General features: G+C 58.1%; 18 protein-coding genes and 1 tRNA gene. 6 read left to right on the forward strand and 13 right to left on the reverse strand.

All coding sequences use genetic code 11. The features are described 5' to 3' along the window. Positions 1–62 precede the first annotated feature (62 nt). From ptsN to FMN63_RS15050, 8 genes are all read right to left on the reverse strand, one after another. A complete protein-coding gene (gene ptsN, locus FMN63_RS15015; RefSeq protein WP_148584752.1) occupies positions 63–530 on the reverse strand; it encodes a PTS IIA-like nitrogen regulatory protein PtsN in 468 nt (155 codons plus the stop codon). 60 nt (positions 531–590) lie between these two features. Next, on the reverse strand, positions 591–1,178 hold the full coding sequence (gene hpf, locus FMN63_RS15020; protein ID WP_148584753.1) for a ribosome hibernation-promoting factor, HPF/YfiA family: 588 nt from the start codon (positions 1,176–1,178) through the stop codon (positions 591–593). 291 nt (positions 1,179–1,469) lie between these two features. After that, positions 1,470–3,017 carry an RNA polymerase factor sigma-54 gene (gene rpoN, locus FMN63_RS15025; RefSeq protein WP_148584754.1) on the reverse strand — a complete coding sequence of 516 codons (1,548 nt, stop codon included), beginning with the start codon at positions 3,015–3,017 and terminating at the stop codon, positions 1,470–1,472. 89 nt (positions 3,018–3,106) lie between these two features. After that, complete coding sequence (gene lptB, locus FMN63_RS15030) at positions 3,107–3,862, reverse strand: LPS export ABC transporter ATP-binding protein (protein ID WP_205514041.1); 756 nt, start codon at positions 3,860–3,862, stop codon at positions 3,107–3,109. A 124-nt stretch (positions 3,863–3,986) separates the two neighbouring features. Continuing rightward, entirely contained in the window at positions 3,987–4,565 is a 579-nt protein-coding gene (locus FMN63_RS15035; RefSeq protein ID WP_148584756.1) for an LptA/OstA family protein, read from the reverse strand. A gap of 3 nt (positions 4,566–4,568) precedes the next feature. After that, a complete protein-coding gene (gene lptC, locus FMN63_RS15040) occupies positions 4,569–5,219 on the reverse strand; it encodes an LPS export ABC transporter periplasmic protein LptC (RefSeq protein ID WP_209001124.1) in 651 nt (216 codons plus the stop codon). Positions 5,220–5,264: 45 nt separating this feature from the next. Beyond that, positions 5,265–5,885: a ribonuclease D gene (locus tag FMN63_RS15045; RefSeq protein ID WP_148584757.1), complete on the reverse strand. Its 621-nt coding sequence runs from the start codon at positions 5,883–5,885 to the stop codon at positions 5,265–5,267. 282 nt (positions 5,886–6,167) lie between these two features. After that, the gene (locus FMN63_RS15050) at positions 6,168–6,584 is read right to left on the reverse strand and encodes a c-type cytochrome (protein ID WP_162530049.1); all 417 of its coding nucleotides are present in this window, start codon (positions 6,582–6,584) and stop codon (positions 6,168–6,170) included. Positions 6,585–6,749: 165 nt separating this feature from the next. On the opposite strand from FMN63_RS15050, the gene FMN63_RS15055 reads away from it, so the two are divergent. Beyond that, positions 6,750–6,941, forward strand: a complete 192-nt coding sequence (locus tag FMN63_RS15055; RefSeq protein ID WP_148584759.1) for a hypothetical protein — start codon at positions 6,750–6,752, stop codon at positions 6,939–6,941. On the opposite strand, the gene FMN63_RS29400 is transcribed toward FMN63_RS15055, so the two are convergent. Beyond that, a complete protein-coding gene (locus FMN63_RS29400; RefSeq protein ID WP_153297100.1) occupies positions 6,926–7,066 on the reverse strand; it encodes a hypothetical protein in 141 nt (46 codons plus the stop codon). The two genes, FMN63_RS15055 and FMN63_RS29400, sit on opposite strands and share 16 nt — an antisense overlap. Continuing rightward, positions 7,066–7,491 carry a Cu(I)-responsive transcriptional regulator gene (gene cueR / locus FMN63_RS15060; protein WP_148584760.1) on the reverse strand — a complete coding sequence of 142 codons (426 nt, stop codon included), beginning with the start codon at positions 7,489–7,491 and terminating at the stop codon, positions 7,066–7,068. The genes FMN63_RS29400 and cueR overlap by 1 nt, the downstream gene beginning before the upstream one ends. Before the next feature lie 354 nt (positions 7,492–7,845). On the opposite strand from cueR, the gene FMN63_RS15065 reads away from it, so the two are divergent. Further along, positions 7,846–8,670, forward strand: coding sequence for a hypothetical protein (locus FMN63_RS15065; protein ID WP_148584761.1), 825 nt, complete (start codon positions 7,846–7,848; stop codon positions 8,668–8,670). 110 nt (positions 8,671–8,780) lie between these two features. Further along, a complete protein-coding gene (locus FMN63_RS15070) occupies positions 8,781–9,128 on the forward strand; it encodes an SMR family transporter (RefSeq protein WP_148584762.1) in 348 nt (115 codons plus the stop codon). A gap of 99 nt (positions 9,129–9,227) precedes the next feature. Here the strand turns inward: FMN63_RS15070 and FMN63_RS15075 are convergent. After that, a tRNA-Leu gene (locus tag FMN63_RS15075) sits at positions 9,228–9,314 on the reverse strand. 178 nt (positions 9,315–9,492) lie between these two features. Here FMN63_RS15075 and FMN63_RS15080 point away from each other — a divergent pair. After that, the gene (locus FMN63_RS15080; RefSeq protein ID WP_148584763.1) at positions 9,493–10,467 is read left to right on the forward strand and encodes a complex I NDUFA9 subunit family protein; all 975 of its coding nucleotides are present in this window, start codon (positions 9,493–9,495) and stop codon (positions 10,465–10,467) included. 233 nt (positions 10,468–10,700) lie between these two features. After that, a complete protein-coding gene (locus FMN63_RS15085; RefSeq protein WP_148584764.1) occupies positions 10,701–11,963 on the forward strand; it encodes an MFS transporter in 1,263 nt (420 codons plus the stop codon). A gap of 29 nt (positions 11,964–11,992) precedes the next feature. Here the strand turns inward: FMN63_RS15085 and FMN63_RS15090 are convergent, their stop codons facing one another. Continuing rightward, positions 11,993–12,229, reverse strand: coding sequence for a DUF1127 domain-containing protein (locus FMN63_RS15090; protein WP_148584765.1), 237 nt, complete (start codon positions 12,227–12,229; stop codon positions 11,993–11,995). 149 nt (positions 12,230–12,378) lie between these two features. On the opposite strand from FMN63_RS15090, the gene FMN63_RS15095 reads away from it, so the two are divergent. Further along, positions 12,379–13,407 carry a helix-turn-helix transcriptional regulator gene (locus FMN63_RS15095; RefSeq protein ID WP_148584766.1) on the forward strand — a complete coding sequence of 343 codons (1,029 nt, stop codon included), beginning with the start codon at positions 12,379–12,381 and terminating at the stop codon, positions 13,405–13,407. Positions 13,408–13,455: 48 nt separating this feature from the next. On the opposite strand, the gene FMN63_RS15100 is transcribed toward FMN63_RS15095, so the two are convergent. Then, a complete protein-coding gene (locus FMN63_RS15100; RefSeq protein ID WP_148584767.1) occupies positions 13,456–14,262 on the reverse strand; it encodes an undecaprenyl-diphosphate phosphatase in 807 nt (268 codons plus the stop codon). Positions 14,263–14,335 lie beyond the last annotated feature (73 nt).

Below are 14,335 nucleotides of genomic sequence, written 5' to 3' on the forward strand. Positions count from 1 at the left end.
CGCCTACAAACCAAAAGACCGGCCACGTGGCCGGTCTTTTTGCATCTGAGACTTTGAACGGATCAAGCCGCGTTGGAAGATGCCAGCGGCTGGGTCAAGAAACCATAGATCTCCTGCGCATCATGGGACGCGCGAATGCCCTGGGTGACGGAGCTGTCGCGGAGTTGACGCGCGATGCGGGCCAGCGCCTTGAGGTGGTCGGCACCAGCACCTTCCGGCGCCAGAAGCAGAAACACCAGATCGACCGGCTCGTCGTCGAGAGCATCGAAATCCACTGGTTTGTCCAGCTTCGCAAACAATCCGACCAAACGGTCGAGCCGTGTCAGCTTGCCGTGCGGGATCGCGATGCCGTGACCGACACCTGTAGACCCCAGTCTCTCGCGCTGAAGAAGCGTGTCGAATATTTCCCGTTCGGAAAGCCCGGTCTGTTCAGACGCCTTTCCGGCGAGTTCCTGAATTGCCTGTTTTTTGCTTTTGGCCTTGAGCCCGGCAATTACCGCGTCTTTACCCAGAAGATCACCAAGATCCATTAGTCCGCCTACAAGTTTCAGAAGCCGGCTTCCCTGAGGAAGCCGACCCCATCCGCATCCTTATTCGGCAGCCTGCGTGGCTACCAATGCTGGGTCTATCCAGCCAATATTGCCGTCTGGCCTACGATAGACAACATTGACTCCGCCGTTTGCCGCATTTTTGAACAGCACGACCGGCGCTTCGGTCAAATCCAGCTCCATTACCGCCATGCCGACGGTCATCGTCTTAACTTTTGCGGAAGTCTCGGCAATCACCAGCGGATTGAAATCCACCGGCACTTCCTCGTCTTCCTCAGGCGAAGCAAGCACATAAGATGCCGCTTCGAGAGCGTCACGCTCGTGGCCGTTGTGGCCGTGATGGTCCTTCAGCTTGCGCTTATAGCGGCGAAGCCGCTTTTCGATCTTGTCCGCAGCCATATCGAAACTGGCGCGCGGGTCCTGATCCTGCGCGGACACTTGAAGCACAATACCGGTGTCCAAATGCAGGTTGCATTCAGACTTGAAGCCTGTGCCCTCCCTGCTGAGTGTAACGTGGCCTGTGAATCCGCCTGTAAAGTACTTTTCCAGTGCATCATCGATTCGGTCTGTGATGTGGACACGCAGTGCATCGCCTACATCGACATTCTTACCCGAAATCCGCAAAGCCATGGGGACCTCTTCTTTTTCTATTGACCGTTAGGTCACCGGCGTTGCCACCGGTGTTGAAACGCGAGACGTTTCAAGCTTACAGAATGGACCAGTCAGCGCCGAAGCGCCATCCCCTGTTTACGTCACGAGGGCGGTGCTATAATTGCGCTCGCTCAAAGAGTCAATTGTTTATGAATTAAAGAAACAAACGGGAAAAAGCGCTGCGTAATTGCCTTGTATTGTTTCAGTGGAAATCTCTGAAACATTTTAAATGTTGCACTATTGGACCCTAAAGGCAGATCACATCAGGACTTATAGCCGCACGTTTTTTTCCCGCCGACGCTGAACGGACGAGCCGATCTTCATGGCTTCACGGTATTTGGCTACCGTTCTCCGGGCAATATCGACACCATCTTCCTTCAAAATTTTGACAATCGTATCGTCGGATAGAATCGCTTTCGGATCTTCCGCATCGATCATCTGCTTGATCCGGTGCCGGACCGACTCGGCCGAATGGGCATCGCCGCCTACCGTTGCGGAAATGGCCGAGGAGAAGAAGTATTTCAGCTCGTAAATGCCGCGTGGGGTCGCCATGAACTTGTTCGATGTTACGCGGCTGACCGTCGATTCGTGCATGCCGATCGCTTCCGCGACCGTCTTCAGGTTGAGCGGTCGCAAATGGGCGATGCCGTAGGTCAGGAACCCGTCCTGCTGGCGCACGATTTCCGTCGACACCTTCAGGATCGTGCGGGCGCGCTGATCAAGGCTCTTGGCCAGCCAGTTGGCCGTCTGCAACGAGTCGGTGAGATATTCCTTCTCGGTTTCGTTGCGGGTCGTCTTGATGACTTTGGCATAATAGGTCTGATTGACGAGCACCTTCGGCAAGGTGTCGGAATTCAGCTCGATCGCCCAGGTGCCGTCATTGGCCGGACGCACGAACACATCCGGCACCACCGGCTGCACCAGCGCCGAACCGAAAAGGCTGCCTGGCTTGGGATCAAGGGCGCGGATTTCCGCGATCATTTCAACCAGGTCTTCGTCATCGACACCACAGACCTTGCGCAGCCCGGGCAAGTCGCGTCTCGCCAGCAGTTCAATGTTGTCGATCAACGCTTCCATGGCGGGATCGAAGCGGTTCTTGTCGATGAGCTGCAGCTTCAGGCATTCGGCCAGGTTCCGCGCGAACACGCCGGCGGGTTCGAAAGTCTGCAGGACGGCGAGAACGCTTTCCAGCCGCTCCGTCTCGACCCCCAGCTGCTCTGCCGTTTCGTCGAAGTCCAGGTAGAGATAACCGTTCTCATCAAGCGAGTTGATCAGATGTGTCGCAATCAGCTTGTCGGCCTCCTCGCCGATCGCAAGATGCATCTGCTCTTCCAGGGTCGTGACAAGAGAGGCTTCGTCGGCAACGAAAGCTTCCAGATTGTAATCATCAGATGCGCCGCTGCTGCCGGTGTTCTTGTAGCTGTCGCCAGCCTTCAGGAGCGCGGGATCGGGCGAAGCGGGTACGCCCGGCTCGTCGGGAAAGACGTTGCCGAGATCGGTATCCATTCGCGACGCGATAGCTTCCGACCCGGTTTCCAGGTCGCTCTGCATCCAGTCGCCAGAGCCAGGCTCTTCAGTCTGCTGGTTCTGACTTTCAGCGCCCTCGCCGAACGCATCCACCGAGGCTTCGGCGCCGCCCTCGGGTCCCCCTTCGGCAATGTCGCTCTTTTCCAGAAGCGGATTACGCTCCAGCTCGGCTTCGACATAGGCAACCAGGTCGAGATTGGACATTTGCAACAGCTTGATCGCCTGCATCAGCTGCGGCGTCATGATCAGCGACTGACTTTGCCGCATCTCCAGCTTGGTTGAAATGGCCATTGAGTTCCCAGGCAAGCGTTATTTCAAGTTGGTCTGCTTTTTGCTTATTCGTTGCAGTCCAAGTGTATAACGTAGCTGGCAGCATGTCATCAAAGCGTAAATTGTTCACCCAGATAAAGCCGGCGCACGTCCGGATTGGTGACAATTTCCTGCGGCAACCCTTCCGTCAGCACCTCGCCTGAGGCAATGATATAGGCCCGGTCGATCAGTCCGAGGGTCTCGCGAACGTTGTGGTCGGTGATCAAAACCCCAATGCCACGCTTGGTCAGATGCCGAACGAGCTGCTGAATGTCGCCGACGGCAATCGGATCGATACCCGCGAAGGGTTCATCAAGAAGCATGAAGGACGGCCGGCTTGCCAGCGCGCGGGCAATTTCGACGCGGCGGCGTTCACCGCCGGACAGCGCGATACTGGGTGACTTTCGCAAGTGGGTAAGCCCGAACTCGGCCAGCAGCGAATCAAGTTCCTCACGGCGTTTCTGCCGGTTCGGCTCAATCACCTCCAGAACGGCCCGGATGTTTTCTTCCACCGTCAGGCCGCGAAAGATGGATGCTTCCTGCGGCAGATAGCCGATGCCGAGGCGGGCACGGCGATACATCGGCATCCGGGTGATATTGAAGCCTTCCAGCGAAATCTGGCCCTGATCCGGACGGATCAGACCGGTGATCATGTAGAAGGTGGTGGTCTTGCCGGCCCCGTTCGGGCCCAAAAGGCCGACAGCCTCACCTGGTTTCACTGTCAGGCTGACGTATTTCACCACCTGTCGGCGGCCATAGGTCTTGCCAATGCCTTCAACGACCAGCGCCTGCGACAAGTCTTCGCCATCATGGGCGGGATCCGGCATGCTTCCCTGCAATCCGTTATTCTCCGAAGGCGTTCTTTTCACTGGCCTGCCGTCCATCCGATCATTGCCGCAGCTTCACATAAGGTCTGCGACCGACGCTGTCGAGTCGGACCAGCCGTCAAACTCAGTTGCCGGTTTGGTCGTTGTTCACACTGTTGGGCTGAATGCGCACCTTGACGCGGCCACTGCCCTGCCCCGCCACCTTGCCGCCACCGGCGCTCAGGTTGGCCTTGCCGGTCTTCAGATTCACGGTGAGTTTGTTACCGACGACAACGTTCGGTCCCTGCTTGAGCACGACTTCCCGCCCGGTCATGACCATGACTTCCTGGTTCATGTCGAAACTGGCTTCATCGCCCTTCGCGGTCTGGTCCTTGGAAGTGATGAAAACGCCACCTTCCGCTTCCAGCTTGGAAATCCGCTGCTGAGCGGTGCTGTCTTCGGTCTTTTCGGCACCGGAACCAACGTAATACACCTTGAGCCGCTCAGTCTTGAGCGTGGTTTCGCCCTGCGTCACCAGAACATCGCCAACGAAGGTCGCGGTGTTGTTGTTGTCTTCGACCCGCAACTCGCTTGCTTCGATCTCGATCGGTTCACCTTCACTCGACCCGAAGCCCGCGAAGGCATCGGAGAAGGTCTGGGCATGGGCCGAACCGGCAATAAGGGCGGCAGCGGCGGCAATCGTCATGCGTTTCAGAAAAGTCATCTCTTACTGTCCTTGCGAAGCAGGATTGAGGGTCATCTTGATGCCATCGGAAAACCTGACGATTCCCTTGGCCTTATCATAATCGAGTTTGCCCGCCACGATACGGCCTTGATCCGACCGGATGGACACGACATTCGAAGTCTTCAAGGCTCCGTTGGTGAGATCTATCTCCACATCGGACAAATCAACCGTGTAGCCTTCGCTCCATTCGAGCTGAATGCCTTCGAACAGCCGCAGCCTTTCCGTGGCATTGTTATATGTACCCTTCAGCGCCACGATCTGCGCGCTCTGATCCTTGCTCAGCGTAATGTCGGCCAGAATGGTTTCCAGATCGATGATACGTGGATCGCTGAGACGCTGGATCGCACGGTTGGCTGTTACCCGGTAAGACCGCTCGCCGTCGTGCCCCGAGAGCTCCGGCTGGTCCATCACCAGCCCTTCGCTGGTCAGCATCACGTTGGTGGCACCAAACCCGCTGAGCACATTGAACAGGACCACCAGCCCCACCATGGCGGCCAGGATCAACAGTCCAATGCCTGGAAAGAGCCAGCGCATGATGCGCACCATGATGCTGTGCCGACGCGCAGCCCTTTGGGCGCGGCTCAAAGGCCGCCTGGCTGAATGCCCGTGCATGTGATCGCCAACAGCGCTCAATCCATTCTCCGAAACCGTGTGCCCGATGCCCTGTCGCCAGGGCCCTTACGAATGGGCGAAAATATCGTTTTCTTCCCAGCCCTTCAGATCGAGTTCCGCCCGCATCGGCAGGAAGTCGAAACAGGCCCGGGCAATATGACTGCGTTCCTCACGCTCCAGCATCATTTCCAGCCGCTCCTTCAAGGCGTGCAGATGAAGCACGTCCGAAGCCGCGTAGGCCAGTTGCGCATCGCTCAAGGTCTCCGCCGCCCAATCCGAGCTCTGCTGCTGCTTGGACAGCTCCACCCCGAGAAGCTCTCGCGTGATATCCTTCAATCCGTGGCGATCCGTATAGGTCCGAACCAGTTTGGATGCGATTTTCGTGCACCACACCGGCGACACCCGAATGTTCAGATAGTGCTGAAGCACCGCAACATCAAACCGGGCGAAGTGGAATATCTTGGGTTTCGACGCATCCGTCATGAGCGCGGCGAGGTTCGGCGCCTCGCTCTGGCCCCGTGCGATCTGGACCACATCAGCGGTTCCGTCGCCCGGAGACAGCTGCACAACGCACAGCCGGTCGCGATGCGGGTTAAGGCCGAGGGTCTCGGAATCGACCGCCACCGCGTTTGCCGTTTCATAGGCTTTCAGATCGGGCAGATCGCCCTTGTGATAGCGGATGGTCATGACGTTTCGTCTCCTCTGGCCTGTCCCAGGCGCAGTTTCTGCCGACGTTCCTGCCGTGCTGAACCGGCTGGACACCGCGCTTATGTCTTCAATTGTCCTACCTGCATTTATGCGATGACACATGAACACAGGTTGAACGCAATAAATGCTGTTGTCTGCCGGCTGCCCACAACGGGCACATGGCAGGTCGCTTACCTGAATAAGTTTTCCGTCAGGTAAAACATGCAGCGGGATGAGGCAAGCCGATTGACCGCAGAACCATGCCGATGCGTGGAGAGAATGCTATTTCTTGATACGAAAAACTTCGTGGCAGCTCTTGCAGGTTGCTGCCAATTTGCCGAAAGCACCCGCAATTTCCTTCTTGCCCTCACCGGCTTCCGCCACCCTCTTCAGGGCAAGCGCCGCCGCCTTCATGTTCTCCGCGGAGGCAGAAAATGCTGACCAGTTCTTCCAGATTTCCGGGCTCGCCTCGGTCGGTGCGTGATCACTGCCTTCCGGAAACAGGGCCGTTAGCCTATCGCCCGCGTGTGCTGCGATGGCATCGCCTGCATCTATCACCAGATCCGGATTGAAGGCGGAGCCGCCTTTCAGCATGGTCCCCATGGATTTCATGTTGCGGCTGATGTCCGACATCACATCCATACGTTCCTTGACGATGCCGCTTGCACCGCCATGGCCAAAGGCAGCTCCCGCAGACATCAAGCCGGCCCAAAGCACAAACGCTGCTCCCCCAATCCGCATCCACTTCCCCTTGCTTTCAAGTCGATCCCGTTTTTTCGCTGCAGTGCACGAACATAGACAAGAATTTCGCACATGCGCCTGGCGAAAGCCATCCACGGGCGGCACATCGCCAAATGACCCGTAATGGGCGCGCACGCCGCGTGTCACAGCCAGCAGGAAAGCGCCATCGGACTGATGGCCAGGTTCATAAATCTTGCGAACAAGCGGCGGGCCTATGCCGTCGCGCCCATCGGCGCCCTCGCCATGGCGACCCGCACAGTTTTCGCGAAAAAGTGCTTCGCCACCAGCGCGTTTCCTTCCTACGACAGGACCTGAACCTCGACCACCGCAGCTCCGTTGACAGCAGGTGGCTGGTCTTTCTCCGACAAGAGACCCCAAAACAATATGGCCAGAACGATGGCCGACAGTGCCGCTGAAACGATCAGAAAGCCCTTACGCATCAGGTGTGCCCATTGCTCTCGTCCGTTTGGCCGGGATCGTGCTGGCCCGACAAGTCATCGATTATGGGGCAGTCGGGCCGGTCATCGCCATGGCAGGCCGTCACCAGTTCCGACAGCACTTTTCTCAGAGATCGCAATTCCTCGATCTTGCGATCCACTTCTCTGATCTTTGCGTGCGTGATCGCCTTCACATCGGCGCTTGCCCGGTTGCGATCCTGATAAAGAGAGAGGAGTTCCCGGCATTCCTCGATGGAAAACCCAAGACTGCGCGCCCTTTGAAGGAACTTCAGACGCTGGAGATCCGTGTCGACAAAATCACGATACCCGTTTTCGCTGCGCAGCGGTCGAACAAGACCGATATCCTCGTAGTAGCGGATCGTCTTGACCGGCAATCCGCTGTGTTCCGAAGCCTCACCGATATTCATGTTCCGTTTCCTTAAAGCGTCAGCCGTGCAGGCTTTGCCCGTTGCAGGTGAGTCCAACCGAAGACAGGTTCATGGGAGCCTTGGCACCCGCAGAATACGCGCTCAGATGGAGCTCTCATTTCTCCATCAGATAATCCTTCCAGTTGCTGGAAGGTCAAGGGAAGGCTCCCCAACTTCAGTTCTCTTAGACGTCGAGATGCCCGAAGACGCGGCAGGCTGGCAACGCGAAGGCGAGTCCAGCATCATTCTTTGAACGAATAAAGTGAGACTTCACGCACTGTTAACCATAAATTGCAATACCTGATACACCCATAGCGCGCATATCTGCGTCTTCCTACAAGCGGTGTTTCAGCCATGAAAAGACCTTTTCAGTCCCTTCCGATTGCGGCCTTCCTGGCGCTTTCTTCGGCGCCCCTTGCCTCCGCTGCCGATCTCTACTCGGGCCCCTCGGGCCCCGGCGAGCTTTATCAGACATCCACGCTGCGGGGCAGCATTGGCCTGCGCTACTGGTACAGCCAGTCGCGCTCCGACCTGGATAACAGCGGGTTCGACATTTCCAGCACGGACAATGTCACCTCGAACACGGCTGAACTGGTCGGGACGCTTGAAGACACCACGGCCAATACCTTCGTCAGAGGGTATGTCGGCCTTGGTCGAAGCAATGGCGGCGATGTGCATTTCTCAGGCTATGAGATGGACAACACCGATGAGACGTCTCTTGGGTATGTCGTTATCGACGGCGGTTGGGGCTTCGCGCAATTTGCCAACAACCAGGTGCGGCTGAAAGGGTTTGTCGGCTACCAGTACCTCTCCGACGACGTTTCCGCGCAATACGGGAACCTGACCGTCGAACAGTCCCGCGATTGGCACGCGATCCGCCTGGGCATGACTGCTGAAGGCGATTTGGGCCAACGTGTCGGTTGGTCCGTCGATGTGGCAGGCGTCCCCTGGAGCTACAACAAGATCGAGACCTGGGAGAGCGACTGGACCTATGGCCTGGAAGCCGACGCGATGCTGAATGTCGATCTCACCCAGAACTGGCAGCTCGGGGTCGGCGGCCGCTACTGGTGGCTCCACTCGAATTTCGACCGCAGATATGTCGTCACTGGCGAGAAAGTGGTTCTCGACCAGAACTATCACCGCTACGGCCTGCTGCTGGAAAGCAGATACACGTTCTAGAAACCGGCCAGGCAGCCCCCCATCCAACATCAGAAAGGTCCGCTCACGCGGGCCTTTTTCGTATAAACCGATGACACAGGAACCGCTTGCCCCACAGAAAAGATCCCGAGATGCCGAACAATCTTGCCGTCACCTATCTTTTTCTCATTGCGGCCATCGTTGCCGAGGTGATCGCAACCTCAGCACTGGCAAAAACCGAAAATTTCACCCGGCTGCTGCCATCGCTCATCACCATAGCCGGCTATGCGATCTCTTTCTGGCTGCTGTCCCACCCGATTCGCGTTTTGCCGACGGGAATCGTCTACGCAATCTGGTCCGGAGCCGGCATCGTGCTGATCACCCTGGTCGCCTGGCTGGTCTTCGGCCAAAAGCTCGATCTTCCCGCCCTGATCGGCCTCGGACTGATCCTGGCCGGAGTGCTGATCATCAATGTTTTCTCGAAATCAGTAACTCACTAGGCAGAAACGCCAGGCAGCTCCAGAAACGAAAAAAGCTCCGGAAAACCGGAGCTTTTTTAGAGTGTTTCGGACCTTGGTAGTGTGTCCAAAACCGGTATTTGGTGCCCAGGAGAGGACTCGAACCTCCACGCCCTTGCGAGCGCTAGCACCTGAAGCTAGTGCGTCTACCAATTCCGCCACCTGGGCTGTGAGGGGGGCTTGTAAGGGTGGTTCCGGGGCTTGTCAATCACTCTATGTGACTTTTTTCATTCATTCACAACCAGCCCTTCACAGACCCGCGGCAAAGGGCTAATAAACTCCCAGACTGAGCCGGTCATTTTCCAGGCCGCCTCTCCTTTTGGACGCGACAGAAGGCATTTTCAGGATGTCCACAGCACTTAACGGCAAACTCGTCACGGTTTTCGGCGGATCGGGGTTTCTTGGTCGTCACATCGTTCAGGCGCTCGCCCAGCGCGGTTACCGCGTGCGCGCGGCCGTCCGCCGTCCTGATCTGGCAACACATCTGCAGCCGCTAGGCGCTGTTGGCCAGATCATGCCTGTTCAGGCAAACCTGCGTTATCGCTGGTCTGTAGACCGGGCGGTGATCGGTGCCGATGCGGTGGTCAACGCCGTCGGCATTCTGGCCCCCACAGGCAAACAGTCCTTCGACGCGGTTCAGGGTTTCGGTCCGCGCGCAATCGCGGAAGCCGCCCGGGCCGCCGGGCTCGATCGCATCACGCATGTGTCGGCGATTGGCGCTGACGCGCACAGCTCGTCCGCTTATGCCCGGTCCAAGGCCATCGGCGAAGCCGGTGTTCTGGAAACGCTGCCCGACAGCGTGATCCTGCGGCCGTCCATCGTGTTCGGCCCGGAAGACGAATTCTTCAACAAGTTTGCCGACATGGCCCGCTTCTCGCCGGTGCTGCCGCTGCTTGGCGGCGGAGAGACGAAATTCCAGCCGGTCTACGTTTGCGATGTTGCCGAGGCGGTTGCCCGCTCCGTCGATGGCCAGCTTGCCGGCGGCACCACTTATGAACTCGGTGGACCTGAAGTGAAGAGCTTCAAGGCATGCCTGGAAGACGTTCTGGACGTCACCCGGCGCAACCGCGTTCTCTTGCCGATTCCCTTCCCGGTCTCTTCGGCCATGGGCAAGCTGTTCCAGCTCTTCCCCTATGCGCCGTTCACGGCAGATCAGGTCGAGCTGCTGAAAACCGACAATGTGGTGTCCGACGCGGCTAAATCCGATGGCCGCACCCTGGAAGGCATCGGCATCAAGCCGGCAACGGTGGCCGCCGTTCTGCCGACCTACCTGGAACGCTACCGCGAACACGGCCAGTACGACGCGCACCGCCCGGCCTAACGCCTTTTTGCAAATGACGTCTTCGACGGGCCCTTCGGGGCCCGTTTTGTTTGGGAAGGAAACTTTCCCGGCTTGAGACAGGTATGCGCACTCCACACGACGAGTGATCTGATCATCGGGTACAAAACCCGTTCCGCAGGCGACGCCATTCGCCCAGCCTTTCCCGCAGATCACAGCTTTTCATTGCCGCATCCAGATCCTTCGCCTACCGTGAAAGCCGACGGGAGGCGAAGATGTCAGTTCTTGCCAAGGTCACGTTGCTTTTTGTTGTCTTTGTCGACCTGCTCGGCCAGGGACTGGTGTTTCCAATCATCAATTCCCTGGTGATGGAACCGTCGACATCAATGCTGCCACACTCCACCAGCGAGGCGATGCGCCATTTCGATTATGGCCTTGTCATCGGTATCTTCTTCCTGTGCTGGTTTTTCGGTGCACCCTACATTTCCAAACTGTCAGACGTCATCGGCCGCAAGAATGCGATCCTCATCTGCCTCTTCGGCGCGCTCGGCGGTTATGCACTCACCATCGCGGCCCTTCATCTCAACAGTTTCGTGCTCTTGATCCTGGGCCGCGCGATTACCGGGCTGACCGCCGGCAACCAGCCGATCGCGCAGGCTGCGATGATCGACGGCAGCACGGATGACGAGGACCGCAACCGCAACATGGGCTACATCATCACAGGTGTCAGCTTCGGGCTGGTTGGCGGGCCGCTGCTTGGTGGACTTCTGTCCGATCCGGTCCTGATCGGCGATCTCGCCAGTATCAAGCTCCCCTTTTACGCCTGTTTCGTGCTGGTTCTCATTGCTGTTCTGCTGGTGGTGTTGTCGTTCCGGGATACCCATGACGCCGAGGTGGAGAGGCAGAAATTCGTGTTTCGGCCTTTGGACATTTTCGAACTTCTATGGCGTATCCGAAAATATCCGACGGTGATGCGGCTGACTGTGGTTTTCTTCTTCTTCCATGTCGCCAATCTGTCGTTCTACATCTTCGTCGACAACTACCTGACCAGCCGCTTCGGCTACGGCACGCTTGGCGGATCGATGGTGATGCTGACCATCGGCATAGCCCTCGCCTTTTCAAGCACCTTTCTTGTGGTGCCGGCGCAAAAGCGGTTCAGCAAGGAAGCCCTTCTCGGGATGACCCTTACGGTCTGGGCGCTGTCGGCAGCGGCTTTCATAGCGTCGCCCAACGCACTCCTGACCTATGTGCCGGTGTTCTGTTTCTACTTTGCCTTCGGCATCGCCTACCCGACGTTTCTCGGGCTTTATTCGGCAGCTGTCGGAGACGAGGAACAGGGATGGGTCATGGGCGTGACCATCGCCGTCTTCACGCTGGTGGCGGGCGTGATCTCGCTGCTGGGTGGGGAATTGATCGGCCTTGATCTGGATCTGCCATTCTATGGCGTGATCATCGCGGCGCTCACCGCGCTTGTGGTGATGTTCTTTGCCTGGAACAAGCCGGAGATGAAGGCATTGATGCGCGGAACTGGCGGCTGACAGGAGACCTTGCCAGCCGCCGGAAGTCTTTACCCACGCCGAGGCCCTAACTTGAAGCGATCGTCATGCAACTCGCTGTAGCCGAGTTCGGTGCGTTGCAGGCCGATGTCTCTCAGCTCGCTCTCGCTCAGGCGAGAAAGAGCGCGGTGAGTTTCCCGGCGGCGAAGGTAAGTCCTGAACTCTGCGGCCAAAACACGAAGGGCAGAAAACAGAGCACCGCGGCTATTTGCACGGCTGCGGAAAATGGTTTCAATCTCAAGGCTCATCTCACTTCTCCTGTGGGCGGAACGCCCGTTCCTTCCTGGGGACAAGGCGAGAATGACAAACCAATCCTGACAGCAGTGAGTCATGTTTGATCCTGTTCTGTTCTCAGGTTATGATTTTTTTGTTCCGATCTCACTGAGCCAGAATTCCCATGAACCCGATTGAACGCGCACTCGGCATCCTGCTGCTGCTGACCGGTGGCAAACTTGTCCCGGCAACCGTGCTTGCCGAACGGTTTCACGTTTCGCTTCGCACGATCTATCGCGACATCGACCGGCTGATCGCCCTCGGCGTACCGGTGGACGCGGAGCGTGGCGCCGAAGGCGGCTACCGGCTTGCCAGCGGTTATCTTCAGCCACCGGTGGCGTTGACCCGCAATGAGACCGCAGCCCTTCTGGCGGCGATGGCGCTGGTGCGCTCCAGCCGAACAGTGCCTTTGGCAGACGATCTGGCGGCGGCGGAAAAAAAGCTGGTGGCGTCCCTACCGAAAACGGTTCACGGGCTGCTGAAGGAGGCAGACAGGATCGTCGGCATTGAACCGATCCCGCCCGACATCTTTCATTCCGGCACCAAGGCGGAACCGACCTGCGACTGGCAAAAGGCTCTGGATGGCTTCATGGCCGGGATCCTGGACAGCAAGCGGGTTCGCTTCGAACACGTCAATCCCGCACGAAACACCGTCAAGGCGCACGATGTCGAACCCCATGGTGTCATGTTCGACCGCGACCTGTGGTACCTGGCCGGCCGGTGCGTCGATACGGACACGCTGAAGGTTTACCGGGCAGACCGGGTGCGGGCTCTGGAAATCAGTGGACTGTTCTTCCGTCCCGACAAGACCTTCTCCATCAAGAGCCTGCTCGGCGGGGCCTGGCTGTCCCAGGCAATGCGCCGCTGGGAGCAGGAAGAAACGATTGCCAAAATCCTCATTACGGCGGCACAGGCGAAGAAACTGAGCGCTGACTGGTACTACCGCCACGCCATCTTCACACCGGCCGGAGAAGGCCGGATCCTGGTCAGCATTCCATCCACGGAGCGCACACGCATCCTGCCGCTGGTGCGCTGGCTTGGTCCGGGGGCGGAACTGCTCGCCCCCGAGGAGCTTCGGCAGGAGCTCGCGAGCGAACTGGAGGCGCTTGCCGGGCTCTACTCGGCGAAGGGCCAGCTCGACCGCTCGGCCTGAGACAAGGCCCTTCCCCGCTCCGTCATTCCGGACTGTGAAAAAGCAGCCTCAACCCAGAAAATAAAGCCCGACAAACCCGGCGATGCCGACGAAGATGCGCCACCACGCGAAGGGGGCGAAGCCGTGTCTGGAAACGAAGTCGAGCAGGCCCTTGACCACGAAGACGCCCGCGATGAAAGACGCGACAAAGCCGATAACGATCAGCATGGCGTCATCCATGGAGAGGACGTTGCGGTTCTTGTACAGGTCGTAGGCGAAGGCGCCGGCCATGGTCGGCATTGCCAGAAAGAAAGAGAATTCGGCTGCCGAGCGCTTGTCGGTGCCCATCAGCAGTGCGCCGGCAATGGTCGCACCGGAGCGCGAGACGCCGGGAACCATGGCAAGGCATTGGCAAAAGCCGATCTTCAGGCAGAGCGACAGCGGGTAATCCATCACGTTGGTGTAGCGGGGCTTCAGCGGCAGACGGTCGATCCAGAGAAGGACGATGCCGCCGAGCAGCAGCGTCGCGCAGATCAGCGACGGCGTTTCGAACAGCACTTCCTTGATGAAGCCATGCAGCAGCACACCGATAACGGCGGCCGGCAGAAAGGCAATCAGGATACCGGCGACGAAACGCCGGCTGGACGGATCGCTCGGCAAGGTTATGAACAATGTCCACAGACGACCGAAATAGACCGACAGAATGGCCAGTATGGCCCCGAGCTGGATCAGAACCTCAAAGGTTTTTCCCGTGCTGTTGAAGCCCAGAAAGTGGCCGAGCAGCAGAATATGACCGGTAGAGGAGACGGGAATGAACTCGGTCAAACCTTCGACGATCCCCAAAATCAGAGCGTTAACAATCGTTTGACCGTCCATAGTGTATCTTGTCTCCAAATGGCTTGATGAAAAGCAGCCTGACCAAGTATGTGTCACGACTCAGGACGTTGCC

The organism is Stappia sp. BW2 (genome assembly GCF_008107695.1).
Classification (GTDB): Bacteria; Pseudomonadota; Alphaproteobacteria; order Rhizobiales; family Stappiaceae; genus Roseibium.

Coding starts and splice junctions, on each gene's coding strand:
- ptsN (WP_148584752.1), bottom strand. CDS start 530: ATGGATCTTGGTGATCTTCTGGGTAAAGACGCGGTAATTGCCGGGCTC.
- hpf (WP_148584753.1), bottom strand. CDS start 1,178: ATGGCTTTGCGGATTTCGGGTAAGAATGTCGATGTAGGCGATGCACTG.
- rpoN (WP_148584754.1), bottom strand. CDS start 3,017: ATGGCCATTTCAACCAAGCTGGAGATGCGGCAAAGTCAGTCGCTGATC.
- lptB (WP_205514041.1), bottom strand. CDS start 3,862: ATGCCGGATCCCGCCCATGATGGCGAAGACTTGTCGCAGGCGCTGGTC.
- FMN63_RS15035 (WP_148584756.1), bottom strand. CDS start 4,565: ATGACTTTTCTGAAACGCATGACGATTGCCGCCGCTGCCGCCCTTATT.
- FMN63_RS15045 (WP_148584757.1), bottom strand. CDS start 5,885: ATGACCATCCGCTATCACAAGGGCGATCTGCCCGATCTGAAAGCCTAT.
- FMN63_RS15050 (WP_162530049.1), bottom strand. CDS start 6,584: ATGTCTGCGGGAGCTGCCTTTGGCCATGGCGGTGCAAGCGGCATCGTC.
- FMN63_RS15055 (WP_148584759.1), top strand. CDS start 6,750: ATGGGCGCGCACGCCGCGTGTCACAGCCAGCAGGAAAGCGCCATCGGA.
- FMN63_RS29400 (WP_153297100.1), bottom strand. CDS start 7,066: ATGCGTAAGGGCTTTCTGATCGTTTCAGCGGCACTGTCGGCCATCGTT.
- cueR (WP_148584760.1), bottom strand. CDS start 7,491: ATGAATATCGGTGAGGCTTCGGAACACAGCGGATTGCCGGTCAAGACG.
- FMN63_RS15065 (WP_148584761.1), top strand. CDS start 7,846: ATGAAAAGACCTTTTCAGTCCCTTCCGATTGCGGCCTTCCTGGCGCTT.
- FMN63_RS15070 (WP_148584762.1), top strand. CDS start 8,781: ATGCCGAACAATCTTGCCGTCACCTATCTTTTTCTCATTGCGGCCATC.
- FMN63_RS15080 (WP_148584763.1), top strand. CDS start 9,493: ATGTCCACAGCACTTAACGGCAAACTCGTCACGGTTTTCGGCGGATCG.
- FMN63_RS15085 (WP_148584764.1), top strand. CDS start 10,701: ATGTCAGTTCTTGCCAAGGTCACGTTGCTTTTTGTTGTCTTTGTCGAC.
- FMN63_RS15090 (WP_148584765.1), bottom strand. CDS start 12,229: ATGAGCCTTGAGATTGAAACCATTTTCCGCAGCCGTGCAAATAGCCGC.
- FMN63_RS15095 (WP_148584766.1), top strand. CDS start 12,379: ATGAACCCGATTGAACGCGCACTCGGCATCCTGCTGCTGCTGACCGGT.
- FMN63_RS15100 (WP_148584767.1), bottom strand. CDS start 14,262: ATGGACGGTCAAACGATTGTTAACGCTCTGATTTTGGGGATCGTCGAA.